The sequence below is a fragment of the Shewanella insulae genome, assembly GCF_009831655.1.
Taxonomy (GTDB): domain Bacteria; phylum Pseudomonadota; class Gammaproteobacteria; order Enterobacterales; family Shewanellaceae; genus Shewanella; species Shewanella insulae.
In genome coordinates this window covers 166206-183533 of record NZ_WRPA01000007.1, presented here as the reverse complement: position 1 = coordinate 183533, position 17328 = coordinate 166206, and the positions used below count along the sequence as shown (strand labels likewise).

The following is a 17328-nucleotide window of genomic DNA, read 5'->3' as shown; positions in this document are numbered from 1 at the left end:
CCCGCAAGGGGCGTTTTTGTGTCTGTTTTGTTTAGCAAAATAAAATAAAAGTGATCTTGATCAATATTTAAACAGCCATTAAGTTAGTAAGAGATATCAACGATTATTTGTTATATCGCACAATTTGGTTGTCGGCTTGAGCGGCGAAATAGAACCTGTAATACCTCGCCCACAGAAGCTGAAATTGGTCTGATATATTCAGCCGTAAGTGCAAGCGTGGTTACCACCAGCAGAACAAGAGATTCACCACCGACGCACTTTGAAGTCATCGTTGCTTTTTTGGGAACTGAAGAGTTTGCATAGAGCCGAGACATACTGTGTGGCTCTTCTTTGTAGTTGCCTTCGCAATTGACAGAGGAGAAGTCTAGTGAAGCAAGTGTTGTGTTGTTTGCTGGCGTTGCTATTTACGCCCACCATACTCGCAGCAGATATGCCCCTGAACATGACATCAGGGGTCACAGAGATCAGCAATAAGGTATTTAGCCTGCATATGACGATTCTCTATATCTGCTGTGCCATAGGTTTGGTCGTCTTTGGGGTGATGATCTACGCCATCATCAACCATAGGCGTTCTAAGGGTGCCGTCGCGGCAAACTTTCATGAGAGCACTAAGGTAGAGATCGCCTGGACGCTCGTTCCCTTCGTCATCTTGATCCTCATGGCCATCCCAGCCACCAAGACCCTCATCGCCATGGAAGATCCCAGCAATGCCGATCTCACCATCAAGATCACTGGTTCCCAATGGAAATGGCACTACAGCTATTTTGATCAGGACATCAGCTACTACAGCCTGCTCGCGACGCCCAGAGAACAGATAGAGGGCAAGGAGGTCAAAGGCGAACACTACCTGCTGGAAGTAGACAAGCCGCTGGTGCTGCCAGTCAATCGCAAGATCCGCTTCTTAATGACCTCGGAAGATGTGATTCACTCCTGGTGGGTACCGGCCTTCGCGGTGAAGAAAGACGCTAACCCAGGCTTCATCAACGAGGCCTGGACCCGCATCGACAAACCTGGCATCTACCGCGGACAGTGCGCCGAGCTTTGCGGTAAGGATCACGGCTTCATGCCGATCGTGGTGCAGGTGCTCTCGGAAGCCGACTTCGACAACTGGATTGTCGAGCAAGAGGCTCAGGCCAGCGCGGCCGCCGCCGAAGCACAGGCCGCCCTCTCGAAAACCCTGTCGAAAGAGGAACTGATGACTCAGGGCGAACAGGTTTATACGGCCCACTGCGCTGCCTGCCACCAGCCTAATGGCGCCGGCTTACCTGGCGTCTTCCCGTCGCTCATAGGTAGCCCAATCATTAAAGGCCCTGTCGCCGATCATCTCGATGTGGTGTTACATGGCCGCTCCGGCACCGCGATGCAAGCCTTCGCCCAGCAGCTCACCGCCACGCAAATCGCCGCCGTAGTGACCTTCGAGCGTAATGCCTGGGGTAATGACACGGGCGATACGGTTCAGGCAGCCGATGTCAACCAGGCAAACTCTGGCGCATCGAGCAATACTGATACAGGCACTGATGCGGGTACAGTTGCCGAAGCAACGCAGCCAAACTCTGCCCCGGCAACCCCATCGGCTGAATCGCCAACCGCCGCCGAAGAGCCCAAAGCCCTGGTGTTAGACGATCTGACCATGGATGAGCTGATGGCCAAGGGAGAGCAGGTTTACCTCGGCCACTGCGCCGCCTGTCATCAGGCAACAGGCATGGGGTTACCCGGCGCCTTTCCGGCAATCAAGGGCGGCGCCATCGCCACAGGACCAGTTGAGAGCCACCTAGACATAGTGCTTCACGGTAAGCCAGGCACCGCCATGCAGGCCTTCGCCAGCCTATTAACGCCTCAGGAGCTCGCTTCGGTGATCACCTATGAGCGCAACGCCTGGGGGAACAACACAGGCGATATGGTGCAGGCAACAGACGTCAATCAACAGGGCCAATAGGGAGGCATTATGAATGCAATAACGCGTGAAGCAGATATGGATGCCACTCATATTGGCGAACATTCGACCCACCATGAGGGACATCCGACAGGCATAAAGCGTTGGCTGTTTACCACCAACCATAAAGATATCGGTACCCTCTATCTCTGGTTCAGTTTCATCATGTTCCTGACCGGCGGCGCGATGGCCATGGTGATCCGCGCCGAGTTGTTCCAGCCGGGTCTGCAACTGGTGGAGCCCAACTTCTTCAATCAGATGACCACGGTTCACGGTCTGATAATGGTGTTTGGCGCCGTGATGCCGGCCTTTACCGGCTTGGCCAACTGGCTGATCCCTATGATGATAGGCGCACCGGATATGGCCCTGCCGCGCATGAACAACTGGAGCTTCTGGATCTTGCCCTTCGCCTTTGCGATCCTGCTCAGCTCGCTGTTTATGGAAGGCGGCGGGCCTAACTTTGGCTGGACCTTCTACGCCCCGCTGTCGACGGCCTACAGCCCGGACAGCACGGCGCTGTTTGTCTTCTCGGTACACATCATGGGTATCAGCTCCATCATGGGCGCCATTAACGTGATCGTTACCATAGTCAACATGCGCGCACCCGGCATGACCTGGATGAAGCTGCCACTGTTTGTCTGGACCTGGTTGATCACCGCCTTCTTGTTGATCGCCGTGATGCCGGTACTCGCAGGAACAGTGACCATGGTGCTGACCGACAAATTCTTCGGCACCAGTTTCTTCGATGCCGCCGGTGGTGGTGACCCTGTGATGTTCCAGCATATCTTCTGGTTCTTCGGCCACCCCGAGGTCTATATCATGATCTTGCCGTCCTTCGGCATCATCTCCGCCATAGTACCTGCCTTCAGCCGCAAGAAGCTGTTTGGCTACTCCTCCATGGTATACGCCACCGCCAGTATCGCGATCCTCTCCTTCCTGGTCTGGGCGCACCACATGTTTACTACCGGGATGCCGGTTTTCGCCGAGCTCTTCTTCATGTATTGCACCATGTTGATCGCCGTACCGACAGGGGTGAAGGTATTTAACTGGGTGGCCACTCTCTGGCGCGGTTCGCTCACCTTCGAGACGCCTATGTTGTTTGCGCTAGCCTTTATCATCCTCTTCACCATAGGCGGTTTCTCTGGGCTGATGCTGGCCATCACGCCGGTGGACTTCCAGTACCATGATACCTACTTCGTCGTGGCTCACTTCCACTATGTGTTGGTCTCGGGTGCCATCTTCTCCATCATGGCGGCGGCCTACTACTGGCTGCCTAAGTGGACGGGCCACATGTACAGCGAGAAACTAGGCAAGCTGCATTTCTGGTGCTCGGTGATCTCGGTTAACGTGCTCTTCTTCCCCATGCACTTTCTGGGGCTGGCGGGAATGCCGAGACGTATTCCGGACTACGCGATTCAGTTTGCCGATGTAAACCAGATAGTCTCTATCGGCGGCTTCGCCTTCGGTCTGTCCCAGCTGATCTTCCTCGTGGTGGTGATCAAGTGTATTCGCGGCGGCGAAACGGCGCCGAGTAAACCTTGGGATGGTGCCGAGGGGCTGGAGTGGACCCTGCCGAGTCCGGCCCCCTACCATTCATTCTCGACACCACCCGAGGTGAAATAGCATGACGGACACTAAGGCGCAGTCAAACCGTAAGCTGATCGGCCTATTGCTGTTAGGTTGCGTGGGCATGTTCGGCTTCGGATTCGCCTTGGTGCCCCTATACGATGTGCTATGTGAAAAATTAGGCATCAATGGTAAGACGCAATCGACCGCCGCCGAATATAAGGCGGTGACCATAGACACTAGCCGCACGGTAACGGTCGAATTCATGGCACAGACTCAGAAAGATATGCCCTGGGTCTTCGCCCCCGAGATGAAACGCATTCAGGTCCATCCGGGTGAGGTGATTCGTACTCAGTTTCACGCCAAGAATCTCTCGGCGCAGCAGATTATCGGACAGGCTATTCCTTCCGTCTCTCCGGGACAGGGCGCGGCCTATTTCCACAAGACAGAATGTTTCTGCTTTAACCAGCAGAAACTCGATGCCAATGCCGATGCGCAATTACCTTTGATCTTCTATGTCGATACCGAGCTACCCGAGCAGATCTCGACACTGACCCTCTCTTATACGCTATACAACATCACCGACAAGGGGTACGTAGATGATGTTGAGCAAGGAGCTGCGAAATGACAAGCAAACATGAACACTACTATGTCCCCGCCCAGAGCGCCTGGCCCATAATAGGTGCCTTCGGCCTCTTCCTCATCGCCTATGGCGCAGGCAGTTATATACAGCAGTTACAGACGGAGCAGACCAGCGGCGGTTATATCCTTACCGCGGGAATCGCCGTCATCCTCTACATGGTCTTCGGCTGGTTCAGAACCGTGATCGGCGAGTCCATGTCTGGCCTCTATTCCAAGCAAATGGATCGCTCCTTCCGCCAAGGAATGAGCTGGTTTATCTTCTCCGAGGTGATGTTCTTTGCCGCCTTCTTCGGTGCCCTGCTCTATGCCCGCACCATAGCCGTGCCCTGGCTCGGTGGCGCCTCGAACAATGCCATGACCCACGAGGTACTCTGGCCCAATTTCCAGGCGGTCTGGCCCCTGGTCACCACGCCCGATGGTACCAAGACGGAGGCCATGGGCTGGACGGGTCTGCCCCTATACAACACCATCATACTGTTGACCTCGTCGGTCACCCTGCATTTCGCCCATGTGAGCCTGGAGAAGAGCAAACGCACCGCGCTTACCCTATGGCTAGGCATCACCATACTCTTAGGTCTCGCCTTCCTCTTCTTACAGGCAAAAGAGTATGCCCACGCCTATCAGGAGATGGGGCTAACCCTATCGTCCGGCGTCTATGGCAACACCTTCTTCCTGCTCACCGGTTTTCACGGTATGCACGTGACATTAGGGACCATCTTTCTGTTTGTCCTCTTCTTGCGGGTACTGAAGGGGCATTTCACGCCGGATAAGCATTTCGCCTTCCAGGCAGGCAGTTGGTATTGGCACTTTGTGGATGTGGTCTGGCTCTGTCTGTTCGTGTTCGTCTATGTGCTTTAGCGACGAATCGAGAGACTAATAGGGTCTGGGGTGAGGCGCGATGATGCCTGACCCTAAGGCAACCAACAGCAGGAGCACCACCAGCACAGAGAAGAGCACACGCCGCCCCAGATACTGACTCATGGGCGCCTTGCCCTCTCCCTTCACCAAGACAAATAAGGCCCGGCCAAGATTAAAGATAATGAAGACCAATAGCAGTACTAAGACGATCTTAAATAGCAGTATTTCGCTCATGAAGGCTCCCACGGTTCGCGGTGGCACGATTTTTCTCGTTTTAGTTACTTTGCTGGTATTCACCATTCTGGTCAAGCTGGGACTGTGGCAGTTAGATAGGGCCGCCGAGAAACAGGCGCTGCAACAGGCCCTCACCCTCAAGCAGGCCGCGCCGCCGCTGGATTATCAGGGGCTACTTGCCTTAGGCGAGCGCGAATCTCTCACCGGCTATCGTCTGGCGGTTAAGGCGACCCCAGTGAATACACCCATCATATTGTTGGATAACCAGGTGTATGAGGGCCGCGTCGGCTATCTGGCATACCAGGTGATGCGTGTCGAAACCGAGCTGAAAGCCGAGGTCCCCTTGCTGCTGGTCGAACTCGGTTTTATCGACAGCGGCCTGGACAGACAGAAACTGCCCCATTTATCTAGGCTAAACCAAGAGGTGGCGCTGAGTGGCCGCGTCTATCAGAGAGCCAGCAATCCCCTGAGTCAGCATCTGTTGGCCGAGGCGGGCTCCCCCATGCGGATCCAGAACCTTAACCTGCCGGAGCTATCCCAAACACTCAAGCTGCCGCTCGCCCCCGCCATACTGCAACCCGAGGCGATTCCGGGCAGCGCGCTACCCCATCCCTGGCAGCCGCTCCCCATGAGTGCCCAGAAGCATCAGGGCTACGCCCTGCAGTGGTTCTCCATGGCGACCGTCTTTCTAATGCTTATGATTTACCTGCTGATATTTAAGAGGAAAAACAAAGAATCCAGTAAAAATAAATGAATGCCGTAACTTGTTGCGCAAAACCAACTACCCCTGTAGGTTAAACAAATAGGCACCCAAAATTTACGAGGTGCTACCCAGGTAAAAGGTCACTTCCTAGCCGTCTCGGGGAGTTGATATTTTTCGGTGTCTGGCACGCGCTAACCCATAAAATAATCAACCAGAGGATTAAGATGAAATCCCCAAAGAGCCGAGGCGCAAAACCCCTACTGATCTTGCTACTGGTGTTTGTCTTACCCGTTGCGGTGGCAAAACTGGTGCTGAGTCTGAATCTCTACCATGGTGGCGTCACCAATAAGGGCGAACTCCTGCCGCCCGACACCAACTATGCCCGCCTGGCGATGGCCAACCCCATGCCCAAACACTGGCAGATGATCTACCTGCTTCCGAGCCAATGCGATCGGGCCTGCATGAACCGGCTCTACATACTGCATCAGAGTCAGATCGCCCTGGGGCGTGATCAACATAGGGTCAACCCCATCATACTGCTACAGGCTGACAGCGATCTTGCTGCACTGCAGCAGAGTGAGTTCAACTTTACCACTGCCCAGGCCACCGAGGCACTCAGCCAGATGCTGACTCGGCAAGAGATCATCATAGTGGACCCCCTAGGCTCCCTGGTGATGCGCTATGCCCAGGTCGAAGATGAGCAGGCCCAGCTGATGCTTGGCAAGGCGATGATCGCCGATTTGAGAAAGATGCTTAAACTGTCGAGGGTCGGCTAATGCAGATGACATCCCTACTCAAACTTACCCTGGTCTTTACCCTGTGCGTGATCCTGATGGGGGCCTACACCCGACTGTCGGACGCTGGCCTGGGCTGCCCCGACTGGCCCGGCTGCTATGGCATGATCAAGGTGCCGACCCAGAGCCATGAGCTGGCCAGGGCCCAGGATAGCTTTCCCGAACATACGGTAGAACCTGAGAAGGCCTGGCTGGAGATGATCCACAGATATATTGCCGGCACATTAGGCCTGCTGGTGGCCTTCATCCTCTTCATCAGCTTCAGGCAACCCGATGCCCCGAAGAAGCTGCCGAGCTTTATCGCCCTGCTGATCCTGTTCCAGGCAGCGCTGGGGATGTGGACTGTCACCATGAAACTCATGCCCGTGGTGGTGATGTCCCATCTGATCGGCGGCTTTACTCTAATCTCCTTATTGTGGCTCCTCTATCTCAGGACCAAGCCGCTACGCCTGCCCGGCGGTGAGCCAAGACTTAGAAAGCTTGCGCCCTACGCCCTCTTCTGCCTTGGCCTACTCGTGCTACAGATCATCCTGGGCGGCTGGACCTCCTCTAACTATGCGGCGCTGGCCTGCACCACACTGCCCATATGTGAAGGGGACTGGGTGAGCAACCTCGACCCGCTGCATGCCTTCTATCCCCTGCATAAGACGGAAGGCAGCTATGAGTTCGGCATCCTGGATTACTCCTCACGAATGACAATTCATGTGGCCCACAGGTTCGGCGCCATCATTACGGCGACCGCCCTGCTCTGGCTGGTGTATCGCATGCTGGTTCTCTCGCACTCTCAGCTACTGAGACGCAGCGCATGGGTACTCCTGGGGTTACTGTGCCTGCAGATAGCTCTGGGGATCAGCAACGTGGTGCTGCACCTTCCCTTGGGGGTCGCCGTCTCCCATAACGCAGGCGCCGCACTCCTGTTACTCACCTTGGTCTTCATCAACTACGCCTTGTGGCGTAAGGCATAAGGAGGCATCACATATGGCCAAACCTATAACAATCACCAAGCCTGTCGCCACCCCGCTCCTCTGGCGCGCCTACCTCGAGATGACCAAGCCTAGGGTGGTCGCCCTGATGCTACTGACCGTGTTGGTCGGCATGTGTCTGGCGGTGCCAGGCGCGGTACCGGTTCAGCCGTTAATTGCCGGACTGGTGGGCATAGGCATGATGGCGGGAGCCGCCGCGGCCTATAACCATCTGATCGACCGCCGTATCGACGGCCTGATGGCCCGCACCTATAACCGTCCGCTCCCCAAAGGCCGGGTCTCCTTCACCAAGGCGCTGACTTTTGCGACCGCCATGGCGATTCTCGGCTTTGCGCTGCTCTACTGGGCCGTCAATCCGCTCACTGCCTGGCTCACCTTCGCCAGCCTCATCGGCTATGCGGTGATCTATACCGCCTATCTCAAGCGCGCGACACCACAGAATATCGTCGTCGGCGGCCTGGCAGGCGCCATGCCACCACTGCTGGGATGGACGGCGATCACCGGCGAGTTTCACGGTCACGCCTTGCTGCTGGTGATCATCATCTTCGCCTGGACCCCGCCCCACTTCTGGGCGCTGGCAATCCACAGACGCGCCGAATACGCCAAGGTCGATGTACCCATGCTGCCGGTCACCCACGGCGTCGAATTTACCAAGACCTGTATCATGCTCTATACGGTGTTACTGGCACTGGCCTGTCTCTACCCAGTACTGGTCGGCATGTGCGGGCCCCTCTACCTGGTGGGCTCGACCCTGCTAAGCTGCGGCTTCATCTATAAGGCCTGGCAGCTCAAGTATCGGGACAAGCCTGGCCTGGCGATGCAGGTATTTCGCTTCTCCATCTATCATCTGATGTTGCTCTTCTTGCTGCTCCTGGTCGACCACTATCTCTGGAGCTAACGTGATGAAACCGCTATTGATCGTCCTAACCTTACTCATCTTCAGCGGCCTGGGGGCGATCGCGGCGATGAGCTTCACGGGTCAAGCCACGCCGCCCGAGCTGCTCACTAGCTATCGCTATCCTCAGCAGCGACCACTCTCCCCCTTCGAGCTGACAGATCAGAACGGCAAGGCTTTTACCAACGTCCAACTTAAAGACAAGTGGAACCTGTTCTTCGTCGGCTACACCTCCTGCCCAGATGTCTGCCCCACCACCCTGGGCAAGCTGGCCGCAGCCTATCGACAGCTAGAAGGCGTGGTGGATCTGCAGGTGGTGTTTCTGTCGGTCGATCCGGCGCGGGATACACAGAAAAAGCTCAAAGATTACATCGACTTCTTCAATCCCAACTTCGTTGCGGTCACGGCAACCCATAGCCAATTACAGCCTTTGACCCGGGAGCTGGGCTTCGTCTATTCCATGGTGGGCGACGGCGACAACTATCAGGTAGATCACAGCGCCTCCATGGTGCTCATCTCTCCCGACGGTACTCGGGTAGCCACGGTTAAGCCCACCAGCCTGGATCCGGGTAAGCTGCCTCAAATCCGCAACAAGAACCTAATTCACGATGTGATCGCCCTGGCGACTCACTATGGTGAATAGCAAGAATCAATCGTCAAATTGCTCTTATCGCGTCTAATGGGCTCATCACTCGGGAGCCCATTTAGTGAAAAAACAGTTATTTTTCAGGCAAGCCTCTCATTTACCGTCTATCTTTTGATCCTAATGGAGTCTTATTGACAGGGATTGTAGAGGAGCCCACCTATGACCCAGAGTCCGATTCGCTTAGCGTCCGAGCTGACGATTCGTAACATCCAGCAGGTCCACCATGATATCGCCGAGCAACTCAATGCGTCAGATACCTTGAGTATCGACGCCAGTCAGTTGACGCGAGTCGATACCTCAGGCGCTCAGCTGCTCTACTTTCTGCATCACTATTGCCAGACGCACCACCACGCCATCGAATGGATGCCCCCCGCAGAGGAGGTAGAACAGACCCTGGCCGAGTTGGGGCTCGACGCGGCACAGATCTTTGCGCTTGCTCAGGAGACAATTCAAGAATGAAGAAGATACTCGCAGTGGATGATTCTGCCTCCATGCGTCAGATGGTGGGCTTTACCCTAAAGACGGCCGGATTCGATGTGACCGAAGCCTGCAACGGCGATGAGGCGCTAACTCAGGCGAAAAGCCAGGAGTATGACCTAGTGATCTCAGACGTTAACATGCCCGTGATGGATGGCATCACACTTATCCGCAATCTACGCAACCTGCCTAACTATAAGTTCACCCCCCTGCTGATGCTCACCACAGAGTCAGGCAGCGACAAGAAGCAGGAGGGGCGATCGGCAGGAGCCACGGGCTGGATCGTCAAACCCTTCAATCCCGACCAATTGCTAGCCACGGTCAATAAAGTCTTACGTTAACCTGAGTCCGGATGGTGAGATATGGAAATCGATCTGAGTCAATTCAGCCAAGTCTTCTTCGAAGAGAGCCTAGAAGGCCTGGAAAGCATGGAGTCGGAGCTACTTAAGCTCGACATCGCCTCACCGGATCCAGAGGCGATTAACACCATCTTTCGCGCCGCCCACTCCATCAAGGGCGGCAGCGGCACCTTCGGTTTTACTCAGATTGCCAATTACACCCACCTGCTAGAGACACTGCTGGATGAGATCCGCGACGGCCGCCGCGAGATGACCAGCCATCACCAGGACATACTGCTGCTCTCGGTCGACCTGTTACGCAACATGCTCGACGCCGTGATGCATGAGAAGAGCTTCGATGACCCTATGCTAGGCGAACTTGAGCAGAAGTTTGCCGCCGAGCTGACGCAACCCATTCCCCAGGAACAGACCCCCTCTGAACCCGAGGCACCAGAACTCACCACCTGGCAGATCACCTTCAAGGCAGGAGCAGACATACTCAGGTACGGTAACGATCCCCTGCTGATGTTCAATGAACTGAGGCAATGCGGCGAGCTGGGGGTCGAGCTAACCTCTCAAGAGATCCCCGATTTCACCCAGTATGATCCCGAGGCCTGCTATCTTGCCTGGTCACTCACCCTCACCACAGATCAGCCCCTGGCACGCCTCAAGGAGGCCTTCGAGTGGGTCGAGGATGAATGTGATATTGACTACCAGGCACAAACGCAGGAGAGTGCAGCACCCGCCATAGAGGCGGAGGAGATCACGCCAACGCCTTCTCAATCCGACTCCCAGGAAAGAACCGTTAGCCAGGCCAAACCCAGTGTCGTCAGCAATAAGACCCAAGACGCAGGCTCCATCCGCGTCAGCATCGAGAAGATAGATCTACTGATCAACATGGTGGGCGAGTTGGTGATCACTCAGGCCATGCTAGGCCAAATTGGCCAGCAAGAAGAGATGACGCCCGAGTCCTTCATCACCATGAAACAGGGACTGGAACAGCTCGCCAGCCACACCCGTGATCTGCAGGAGAGCGTCATGCAGATCCGCATGCTGCCCATCAGCTTCGCCTTCAACCGCTTCCCTCGTCTGGTGCGGGATATAGGCCAGCAACTGGGCAAGCAGGTAGAGTTAATCCTCAAGGGTGAAGAGACCGAGCTGGATAAGACGGTGATGGAGAAGATCGTCGATCCTATGGTGCACCTGGTGAGAAACTCGCTCGATCACGGTCTGGAGACCCCAGAGGTGCGCCGTCAGAAGGGCAAGCCCGAAACCGGCAGCCTCACCCTCAATGCCTTCCATCAGGGCGGCAACATCATCATAGAGATCATCGATGACGGCGCCGGCCTGAACACTCAAAAAATCCTCGACAAGGCGCGGGCCAAGGGGCTAGTGGGCAGTGATGAAGAGCTGAGCGAAGAGGCTATTCATCAGCTGATCTTCAAACCCGGCTTCTCTACCGCAGAGACTGTCTCCGACCTCTCGGGTCGTGGCGTCGGCATGGATGTAGTGCTCAGAAACATCCATGAGCTCAACGGCACCATAGAGCTGAAATCCACCCAGGACAAGGGCAGTCGCTTTACCATACGCCTACCGCTCACCCTGGCCATTCTCGACGGCCAGTTAGTCCGTATAGGCCGGCACACCTATGTTGTGCCCCTGGTGGCGATTCACGAGTCGCTGGAGGTGCCCGCCGACCATATCAATCGTCTGGGTGAAGAACATGAGGTGATTCGTCTACGAGATGAGTACCTGCCTGTACTCAAGGTCTATGAGGCCTTTCACCATGAGGCCGACGCCAGACAGATTAAAGATGGCCTGGTGATGGTGGTCGATGCCAATAACGACAAGGTCGGGCTCCTGGTCGACGAGCTATTGTCGCAGCAGCAGGTGGTGATCAAGAGCCTGGAAGACAACTACAACAAGGTGGCCGGTATCTCTGGCGCCACCATACTCGGCGATGGCACGGTTGCCTTAATCATAGACATTGCCGGGTTAGTCAGCCTCGCGGGCATCAACAGCACCCAAGAGCACGCCGCCTAGGAAACCAAATGAGAAGGGAGATTCATCCATGACACAGGCAGATGAAACAGACATCACACTCACCGCCAAAGACGATGCCAGCGAACAGTACCTGACTTTCATCATGGCCGAGGAAGAGTATGGCGTCGACATACTCTCGGTGCAGGAGATCCGCGGCTGGGAACCCACGACCGTCATTCCCAACTCACCCGGCCATGTCAAAGGGGTGATTAACCTGCGCGGCACCATAGTCCCCATCATAGATCTGCGGCAGAGATTCGGCATCGCCAGCCTGGAGTATGGCCCCACGACTGTAGTCATCGTCATCAAGGTCTGTGTCGCCGGCGAACACAAGGTGATCGGCATAGTGGTCGATGCCGTCTCCGATGTCTTTAGCGTCCATCACAAAGATCTGCGCGAAGCCCCCGACTTTGGCGAGGAGACAGATCTTACCTTCATCAAGGGGCTCGCCAACCTGGCGGATAAGATGGTCATCCTACTGGACATAGACACCCTACTTAGCAGTGAGGTGCTGCCCGAGGCGGCACAACTATCAAACATCATCAATACTATCGACGCTGAATCGACACAGGCTGTCAGCGCCTAACTTGGCAAGAGAGGAACAGAGAATGGATGCAATAAACAGCAAGACTGGCAACCCGAGCAGTCTGTCGTTCATTGGACTGCTGGTCGCTGCCGTCGCAGCCCTATTAGCCTTCACCCAGCAGCCCTCACTCTGGGTCGGCATCGCTCAGGTGGTCGCCATCGCCATCATCGCCCTAGGCATTCAGCGACAGGGGCAGATGCGGCAAGACCTACGACAGGCCTTTGAGGAGATCACTCAGGCGATCAAGGGGAGTAATCCGCCAAGCTTTTCTGCCTTCGACTACCCCCATTGGCCAGAGATCAGCCAAAGCCTGACCCAGCAATGGCATGCCAACCAAGGCAACCAGGCGCAGCTCAGGGCGCTGGAGATCTGCCAGGCCAACGTGATGCTGGCCGATCCCCAAGGCAACATCAGCTTCCTCAACCAATCGCTACGCGATACCCTGGAACGGGCCGAATCGGATATCAAACAGGCTATTTCCAGCTTCAGCGTCGATACGCTTATCGGCACCAACATGGACACCTTCCACCAGCAACCCAACCATCAGCAAAACATCATAGCGGGTCTGCAACGACCTCACTCGGCGCAGATTAAGGTAGGTAGCCGCATCTTCTCGCTGATCGCCTCCCCAGTGTTTGACGACGAACATCAACGCATCGCGACTGTGGTCGAGTGGCAGGATAAAACGGAAGCCCTGGCCAAGGCCGACGCAGAGAACAAGCTGGCCCAAGAAAACAGTCGCATCAAGCAGGCGTTGGATGTCTGCCGCGCCAACGTCATGGTGGCGGATGCCGATTACAACATCATCTACCTAAACGACTCTGTCACCCAGATGCTTAGGGACAATGAGCAGACGCTGAAACAGACACTGACCAAATTCAACACAGATAGCCTGCTCGGCAGCAATATCGATATCTTCCACCAGAACCCGGCCCATCAACGTAAGATGCTCGACAAGCTCACCGGCAGTTACGACACCAGCATTCAAGTCGCGGGGCTCGACTTCACCCTGATCGCCACCCCTGTGTTTGAGAATGGTGTGCGTACAGGAACTGTGGTCGAGTGGCAGGATGTCACAGAAAAGCTGGCGAAGGAGGCGAAGGAGCGTCGACTTGCCGCAGAAAACGCCCGCATCAAACAGGCGCTGGACAATGTCTCCTCCAATACCATGGTGGCCGACGCCGATCTGAACATCATCTACATGAACAAGGCCGTCAGTCAGATGTTCAAGCAGGCGCAGAATGATATTGCCAAAGATCTGCCTAACTTCGATGCCAACAACCTCATGGGCGTCAACATAGACAACTTCCACAAGAATCCCAGCCATCAGCGCAACCTGCTTAAGACGCTGACGACCACCTACACCAGTCAGCTTAAGGTTGGCGGACGCACCTTCCAGGTGGTCGCCAACCCCATCCGCGACCCTAACGGCGACAGCATAGGCACGGTTGTGGAATGGGCCGACAGAACCGCCGAGGTGGCCATAGAACATGAGATAGACTCAATCATAGCTGCCGCCAGTAAGGGAGATCTCTCCCTGAGGGTCGGCACTCAGGATAAGGAAGGCTTCTTCCTCAACCTCTCAAATGGCCTCAACCGTCTGGTAGGCATCGCAGATCAGGTGATCGGCGACGTGGTGAACATGTTCGACGGCTTAGCCAAGGGAGATCTCAACCGCCAGATCCAGGGCGAGTATCAAGGCCAATTCGGTAAGCTACAGACCGATGCCAATGCCACCGCCGCCAAGCTGACCGAGGTGCTCGATGGCATCAACCAGTCGGCTAATACGGTAACGTCAGGCGCGGAAGAGATCGCTCAGGGCAACGCCGACCTAAGCCAGCGCACCGAGGAGCAGGCTGCCTCCCTCGAAGAGACGGCCTCCAGCATGGAGGAGATGACGGCGACTGTCACTCAGAGTGCACAAAACGCCACGGTCGCCAACCAGCTGGCACAGGAGGCCAACACTAAGGCCGCCCACGGCGGCAAGGTAGTCGAACAGGCCGTGACCGCCATGGATGCGATCAACGAATCGAGCAAGCGCATCGCAGACATCATAGGGGTGATCGACGAGATCGCCTTCCAGACCAATCTGTTGGCCCTCAATGCCGCCGTCGAGGCGGCCCGGGCTGGCGAGCAGGGGCGTGGCTTTGCCGTAGTGGCTGGCGAGGTACGCAACCTGGCCCAGCGCAGTGCCGGCGCCGCCAAGGAGATCAAAGAGCTTATCCGCGACAGCGTGACTAAGGTAACCGACGGCACCCAGCTGGTGAATCAGTCTGGCGAAACCCTAGAAGATATAGTGCAGGCCGTCACTAAGGTGGCCGATATGATCAGCCAGATCAGCATAGCCTCGGATCAACAGTCGGCGGGCATTCAGGAGGTTAACAAGGCGATCTCCCAGATGGATGAGATGACCCAGCAAAACGCCGCCCTGGTCGAACAGGTATCGGCAGCCGGCGATGCCATGGCGGAACAGGCGCGCAACATGAAGTCTCAGCTCGGCTTCTTCGAGTCTCAGACGCCTGTGCACTCGGGCATGACTTCGGCACCGCTGTCACTGGTATCCGGTGACAGCCACGGCCCCCTGAACATCAGCAACGAGGAGTGGAATGAGTTTTAGGTGAGATTGGCGCCATGGAAAGGCGCCAAATTAAGTTCGTTAGACACAACATAAGGCCAAGACAAGGCTAGGGGAAGTAATTGGAGCAGAGCAACAACAAGGAATTCCCGATGGCGCAGCAAGACTTCGATTTTATTCGACAGCTTGCCTATCGTGAATCGGGCATAGTGCTACCAGACAGGAAGCAGCACATGGTCTACTCGCGCCTCAGCAGGCGCCTGCGCGCACTCAAGTTGAGCAACTTCAACCAGTATTGCCAAAGGCTAGAGGACGATGGCTGCGAGCTGATTAACTTCATCAACGCCCTGACCACTAACCTCACCTCCTTCTTTCGCGAGGCGCACCACTTCGACTATCTTGAGCGGCACCTGGTGCCCCAGTGGCAGCAGAGGCGTAACCGTCGCCTTCGTGTCTGGTCATCGGCCTGCTCCACCGGCGAAGAAGCCTACAGTATCGCCATGACGCTGGCAAAACACTTTCCACCCGCCAACTGGGATCTGAAGATCCTCGCCACGGATCTCGACACCAACGTGCTAGATAAGGCCAGAGACGGCATCTACAACCAGGAGGCCATGGCCAATCTCCCCAAGAAACTGCTAGATAAGTATGTCGAACCCGGCCCTAAGCCCGACGAGGTCAAGCTTAGCGAATCACTCAAGCAGCTGATCCATTTTAAGCAGCTTAATCTACTGGGCGACTGGCCCATGCAAGGTCCCTTCGATCTCATATTCTGTCGCAACGTGCTCATCTATTTCGATCTCCAGACCAAGGCCAAGATCATCAGCCAGTTTCGCCAGCTCCTCGCCGAAGATGGTCACCTCTTCATCGGTCATTCGGAGACGCTGCATAATGTCTCTAGCGACTTCAAATTGATCGGACAGACCATCTATCAGCCTCAGCACGCCGCCCTGGCGCGACAACGACTCGGTATTGGCGCATGAGAATAAGCCAAGAGGATGGCGCCCTATGATAAAAGTCTTGATCATAGATGACTCCCCCCTGGTCAGGCAGCTGCTCACCCATATGCTCGCCCAGGCGCCGGATATCAAGGTGGTTGCCTCGGCAGAAGATCCCTACGAGGCCAGGAGCCTGATCAAACAGTTCAATCCCGACGTGTTGACCCTAGATATTGAGATGCCCAAGATGGATGGCATCGCCTTCCTGCGCAACCTGATGAAACTCAGGCCTATGCCGGTCGTCATGGTCTCGACCCTGACCCATAAGGGCGCCGAGATCACTCTGGAAGCATTGGCCTTGGGGGCTGTGGACTTCATCTCTAAGCCTAAGTCGGATCTGACCAACACACTACTGGACTACACCGATGAGCTTATTCAAAAGGTGCGCACCGCCGCCGTCAGCCATGTTAAGGCGCTCAGCCGTCCGGTAGCTAAAGTCGCCGCAGGCGACCGATTCGCAAACGCACAAGACAGGTTGATCGCCATTGGCGCCTCCACCGGTGGGACCGAGGCGATTCAGCGGGTGATCACCCCGCTACCGGCAAACACGCCGCCCATAGTGATCACCCAGCATATTCCCGCCGCCTTTAGCCTCTCCTTTGCCAAACGCCTGGATAGTCAGTCGGCGATAAAGGTGATCGAAGCCCAAGGAGGAGAGATAATCGAATCGGGCACCGCCTATCTGGCCCCGGGAGATACTCACCTCTCGGTCGAGAAACGCGGCGCCAGACTCTATACCAAACTGCTGGACTCAGATCCCGTCAATCGTCATAAGCCGGCGGTAGATGTGTTGTTCAACAGTATTGCCGACTGCTTTGGGGGCAACACCATAGGCATACTGCTCACGGGCATGGGTAAGGATGGCGCCCAGGGGCTGGAGCGTCTCAAGGCCGCCGGCAGTCACACCATAATACAGGATGAAGCCAGCTCCGTGGTCTGGGGTATGCCTGGCGCGGCGGCAGAGCTTAATGCCCACAGGGAGATACTGCATCTGGACAAGATCCCCACACGGCTGATGGAGTTGCTCAACACCAATAAAGCGGTCGAGAACAACTAA

The 17328-nt window shown here is 55.9% G+C and carries 17 protein-coding genes; 16 read left to right on the top strand and 1 reads right to left on the bottom strand.

The window, feature by feature from the left end; translation table 11 throughout:
* The first annotated feature begins 367 nt into the window (after positions 1-367).
* The 4 genes from coxB to GNT65_RS09985 are packed head-to-tail and all read left to right on the top strand — an operon-like array spanning position 368 to position 4999.
* A complete protein-coding gene (gene coxB, locus GNT65_RS10000; protein WP_160795772.1) occupies positions 368-1936 on the top strand; it encodes a cytochrome c oxidase subunit II in 1569 nt (522 codons plus the stop codon).
* 9 nt (positions 1937-1945) lie between these two features.
* Positions 1946-3556 (top strand): cytochrome c oxidase subunit I, encoded by a 1611-nt coding sequence (ctaD, locus tag GNT65_RS09995; protein ID WP_160795770.1) that lies wholly within the window; start codon positions 1946-1948, stop codon positions 3554-3556.
* 1 nt (position 3557) lies between these two features.
* Complete coding sequence (locus GNT65_RS09990; protein ID WP_160795768.1) at positions 3558-4127, top strand: cytochrome c oxidase assembly protein; 570 nt, start codon at positions 3558-3560, stop codon at positions 4125-4127.
* Positions 4124-4999 (top strand): cytochrome c oxidase subunit 3, encoded by an 876-nt coding sequence (locus tag GNT65_RS09985; RefSeq protein WP_160795766.1) that lies wholly within the window; start codon positions 4124-4126, stop codon positions 4997-4999. Before GNT65_RS09990 ends, GNT65_RS09985 begins: the two co-directional genes overlap by 4 nt.
* 15 nt (positions 5000-5014) lie before the next feature.
* Here GNT65_RS09985 and GNT65_RS09980 read toward each other — a convergent pair whose 3' ends face one another.
* Positions 5015-5233 carry a DUF2909 domain-containing protein gene (locus tag GNT65_RS09980; RefSeq protein WP_160795764.1) on the bottom strand — a complete coding sequence of 73 codons (219 nt, stop codon included), beginning with the start codon at positions 5231-5233 and terminating at the stop codon, positions 5015-5017.
* On the opposite strand from GNT65_RS09980, the gene GNT65_RS09975 reads away from it, so the two are divergent.
* The 12 genes from GNT65_RS09975 to GNT65_RS09920 all read left to right on the top strand — a co-directional run bounded on the left by GNT65_RS09975 (position 5232) and on the right by GNT65_RS09920 (position 17328).
* Positions 5232-5987 (top strand): SURF1 family protein, encoded by a 756-nt coding sequence (locus tag GNT65_RS09975; RefSeq protein WP_160795762.1) that lies wholly within the window; start codon positions 5232-5234, stop codon positions 5985-5987. The two genes, GNT65_RS09980 and GNT65_RS09975, sit on opposite strands and share 2 nt — an antisense overlap.
* A 173-nt stretch (positions 5988-6160) precedes the next feature.
* Positions 6161-6712 carry a hypothetical protein gene (locus GNT65_RS09970; RefSeq protein ID WP_160795760.1) on the top strand — a complete coding sequence of 184 codons (552 nt, stop codon included), beginning with the start codon at positions 6161-6163 and terminating at the stop codon, positions 6710-6712.
* On the top strand, positions 6712-7695 hold the full coding sequence (locus GNT65_RS09965; protein WP_160795758.1) for a COX15/CtaA family protein: 984 nt from the start codon (positions 6712-6714) through the stop codon (positions 7693-7695). Before GNT65_RS09970 ends, GNT65_RS09965 begins: the two co-directional genes overlap by 1 nt.
* A 13-nt stretch (positions 7696-7708) precedes the next feature.
* Positions 7709-8611, top strand: coding sequence for a heme o synthase (cyoE, locus tag GNT65_RS09960; RefSeq protein ID WP_160795756.1), 903 nt, complete (start codon positions 7709-7711; stop codon positions 8609-8611).
* A 4-nt stretch (positions 8612-8615) separates the two neighbouring features.
* Positions 8616-9251: an SCO family protein gene (locus GNT65_RS09955; protein WP_160795754.1), complete on the top strand. Its 636-nt coding sequence runs from the start codon at positions 8616-8618 to the stop codon at positions 9249-9251.
* A gap of 162 nt (positions 9252-9413) precedes the next feature.
* Positions 9414-9713 carry an STAS domain-containing protein gene (locus GNT65_RS09950; protein ID WP_160795752.1) on the top strand — a complete coding sequence of 100 codons (300 nt, stop codon included), beginning with the start codon at positions 9414-9416 and terminating at the stop codon, positions 9711-9713.
* Positions 9710-10072, top strand: coding sequence for a response regulator (locus tag GNT65_RS09945; RefSeq protein ID WP_160795750.1), 363 nt, complete (start codon positions 9710-9712; stop codon positions 10070-10072). The genes GNT65_RS09950 and GNT65_RS09945 overlap by 4 nt, the downstream gene beginning before the upstream one ends.
* 21 nt (positions 10073-10093) lie before the next feature.
* On the top strand, positions 10094-12112 hold the full coding sequence (locus tag GNT65_RS09940; protein WP_160795748.1) for a chemotaxis protein CheA: 2019 nt from the start codon (positions 10094-10096) through the stop codon (positions 12110-12112).
* Between the two features lie 28 nt (positions 12113-12140).
* Entirely contained in the window at positions 12141-12698 is a 558-nt protein-coding gene (locus tag GNT65_RS09935) for a chemotaxis protein CheW (RefSeq protein ID WP_160795746.1), read from the top strand.
* A gap of 22 nt (positions 12699-12720) precedes the next feature.
* On the top strand, positions 12721-15315 hold the full coding sequence (locus GNT65_RS09930) for a methyl-accepting chemotaxis protein (protein ID WP_160795744.1): 2595 nt from the start codon (positions 12721-12723) through the stop codon (positions 15313-15315).
* A 110-nt stretch (positions 15316-15425) separates the two neighbouring features.
* On the top strand, positions 15426-16256 hold the full coding sequence (locus GNT65_RS09925; RefSeq protein WP_160795742.1) for a CheR family methyltransferase: 831 nt from the start codon (positions 15426-15428) through the stop codon (positions 16254-16256).
* 25 nt (positions 16257-16281) lie between these two features.
* Positions 16282-17328 carry a protein-glutamate methylesterase/protein-glutamine glutaminase gene (locus tag GNT65_RS09920; protein ID WP_160795740.1) on the top strand — a complete coding sequence of 349 codons (1047 nt, stop codon included), beginning with the start codon at positions 16282-16284 and terminating at the stop codon, positions 17326-17328.

Bases quoted from the DNA above. Each gene is read 5' to 3' on its own strand.
- ctaD (WP_160795770.1), top strand. From the start codon at position 1,946: ATGAATGCAATAACGCGTGAAGCAGATATGGATGCCACTCATATTGGC.
- GNT65_RS09990 (WP_160795768.1), top strand. From the start codon at position 3,558: ATGACGGACACTAAGGCGCAGTCAAACCGTAAGCTGATCGGCCTATTG.
- GNT65_RS09985 (WP_160795766.1), top strand. From the start codon at position 4,124: ATGACAAGCAAACATGAACACTACTATGTCCCCGCCCAGAGCGCCTGG.
- GNT65_RS09975 (WP_160795762.1), top strand. From the start codon at position 5,232: ATGAAGGCTCCCACGGTTCGCGGTGGCACGATTTTTCTCGTTTTAGTT.
- GNT65_RS09980 (WP_160795764.1), bottom strand. From the start codon at position 5,233: ATGAGCGAAATACTGCTATTTAAGATCGTCTTAGTACTGCTATTGGTC.
- GNT65_RS09970 (WP_160795760.1), top strand. From the start codon at position 6,161: ATGAAATCCCCAAAGAGCCGAGGCGCAAAACCCCTACTGATCTTGCTA.
- GNT65_RS09965 (WP_160795758.1), top strand. From the start codon at position 6,712: ATGCAGATGACATCCCTACTCAAACTTACCCTGGTCTTTACCCTGTGC.
- cyoE (WP_160795756.1), top strand. From the start codon at position 7,709: ATGGCCAAACCTATAACAATCACCAAGCCTGTCGCCACCCCGCTCCTC.
- GNT65_RS09955 (WP_160795754.1), top strand. From the start codon at position 8,616: ATGAAACCGCTATTGATCGTCCTAACCTTACTCATCTTCAGCGGCCTG.
- GNT65_RS09950 (WP_160795752.1), top strand. From the start codon at position 9,414: ATGACCCAGAGTCCGATTCGCTTAGCGTCCGAGCTGACGATTCGTAAC.
- GNT65_RS09945 (WP_160795750.1), top strand. From the start codon at position 9,710: ATGAAGAAGATACTCGCAGTGGATGATTCTGCCTCCATGCGTCAGATG.
- GNT65_RS09940 (WP_160795748.1), top strand. From the start codon at position 10,094: ATGGAAATCGATCTGAGTCAATTCAGCCAAGTCTTCTTCGAAGAGAGC.
- GNT65_RS09935 (WP_160795746.1), top strand. From the start codon at position 12,141: ATGACACAGGCAGATGAAACAGACATCACACTCACCGCCAAAGACGAT.
- GNT65_RS09930 (WP_160795744.1), top strand. From the start codon at position 12,721: ATGGATGCAATAAACAGCAAGACTGGCAACCCGAGCAGTCTGTCGTTC.
- GNT65_RS09925 (WP_160795742.1), top strand. From the start codon at position 15,426: ATGGCGCAGCAAGACTTCGATTTTATTCGACAGCTTGCCTATCGTGAA.
- GNT65_RS09920 (WP_160795740.1), top strand. From the start codon at position 16,282: ATGATAAAAGTCTTGATCATAGATGACTCCCCCCTGGTCAGGCAGCTG.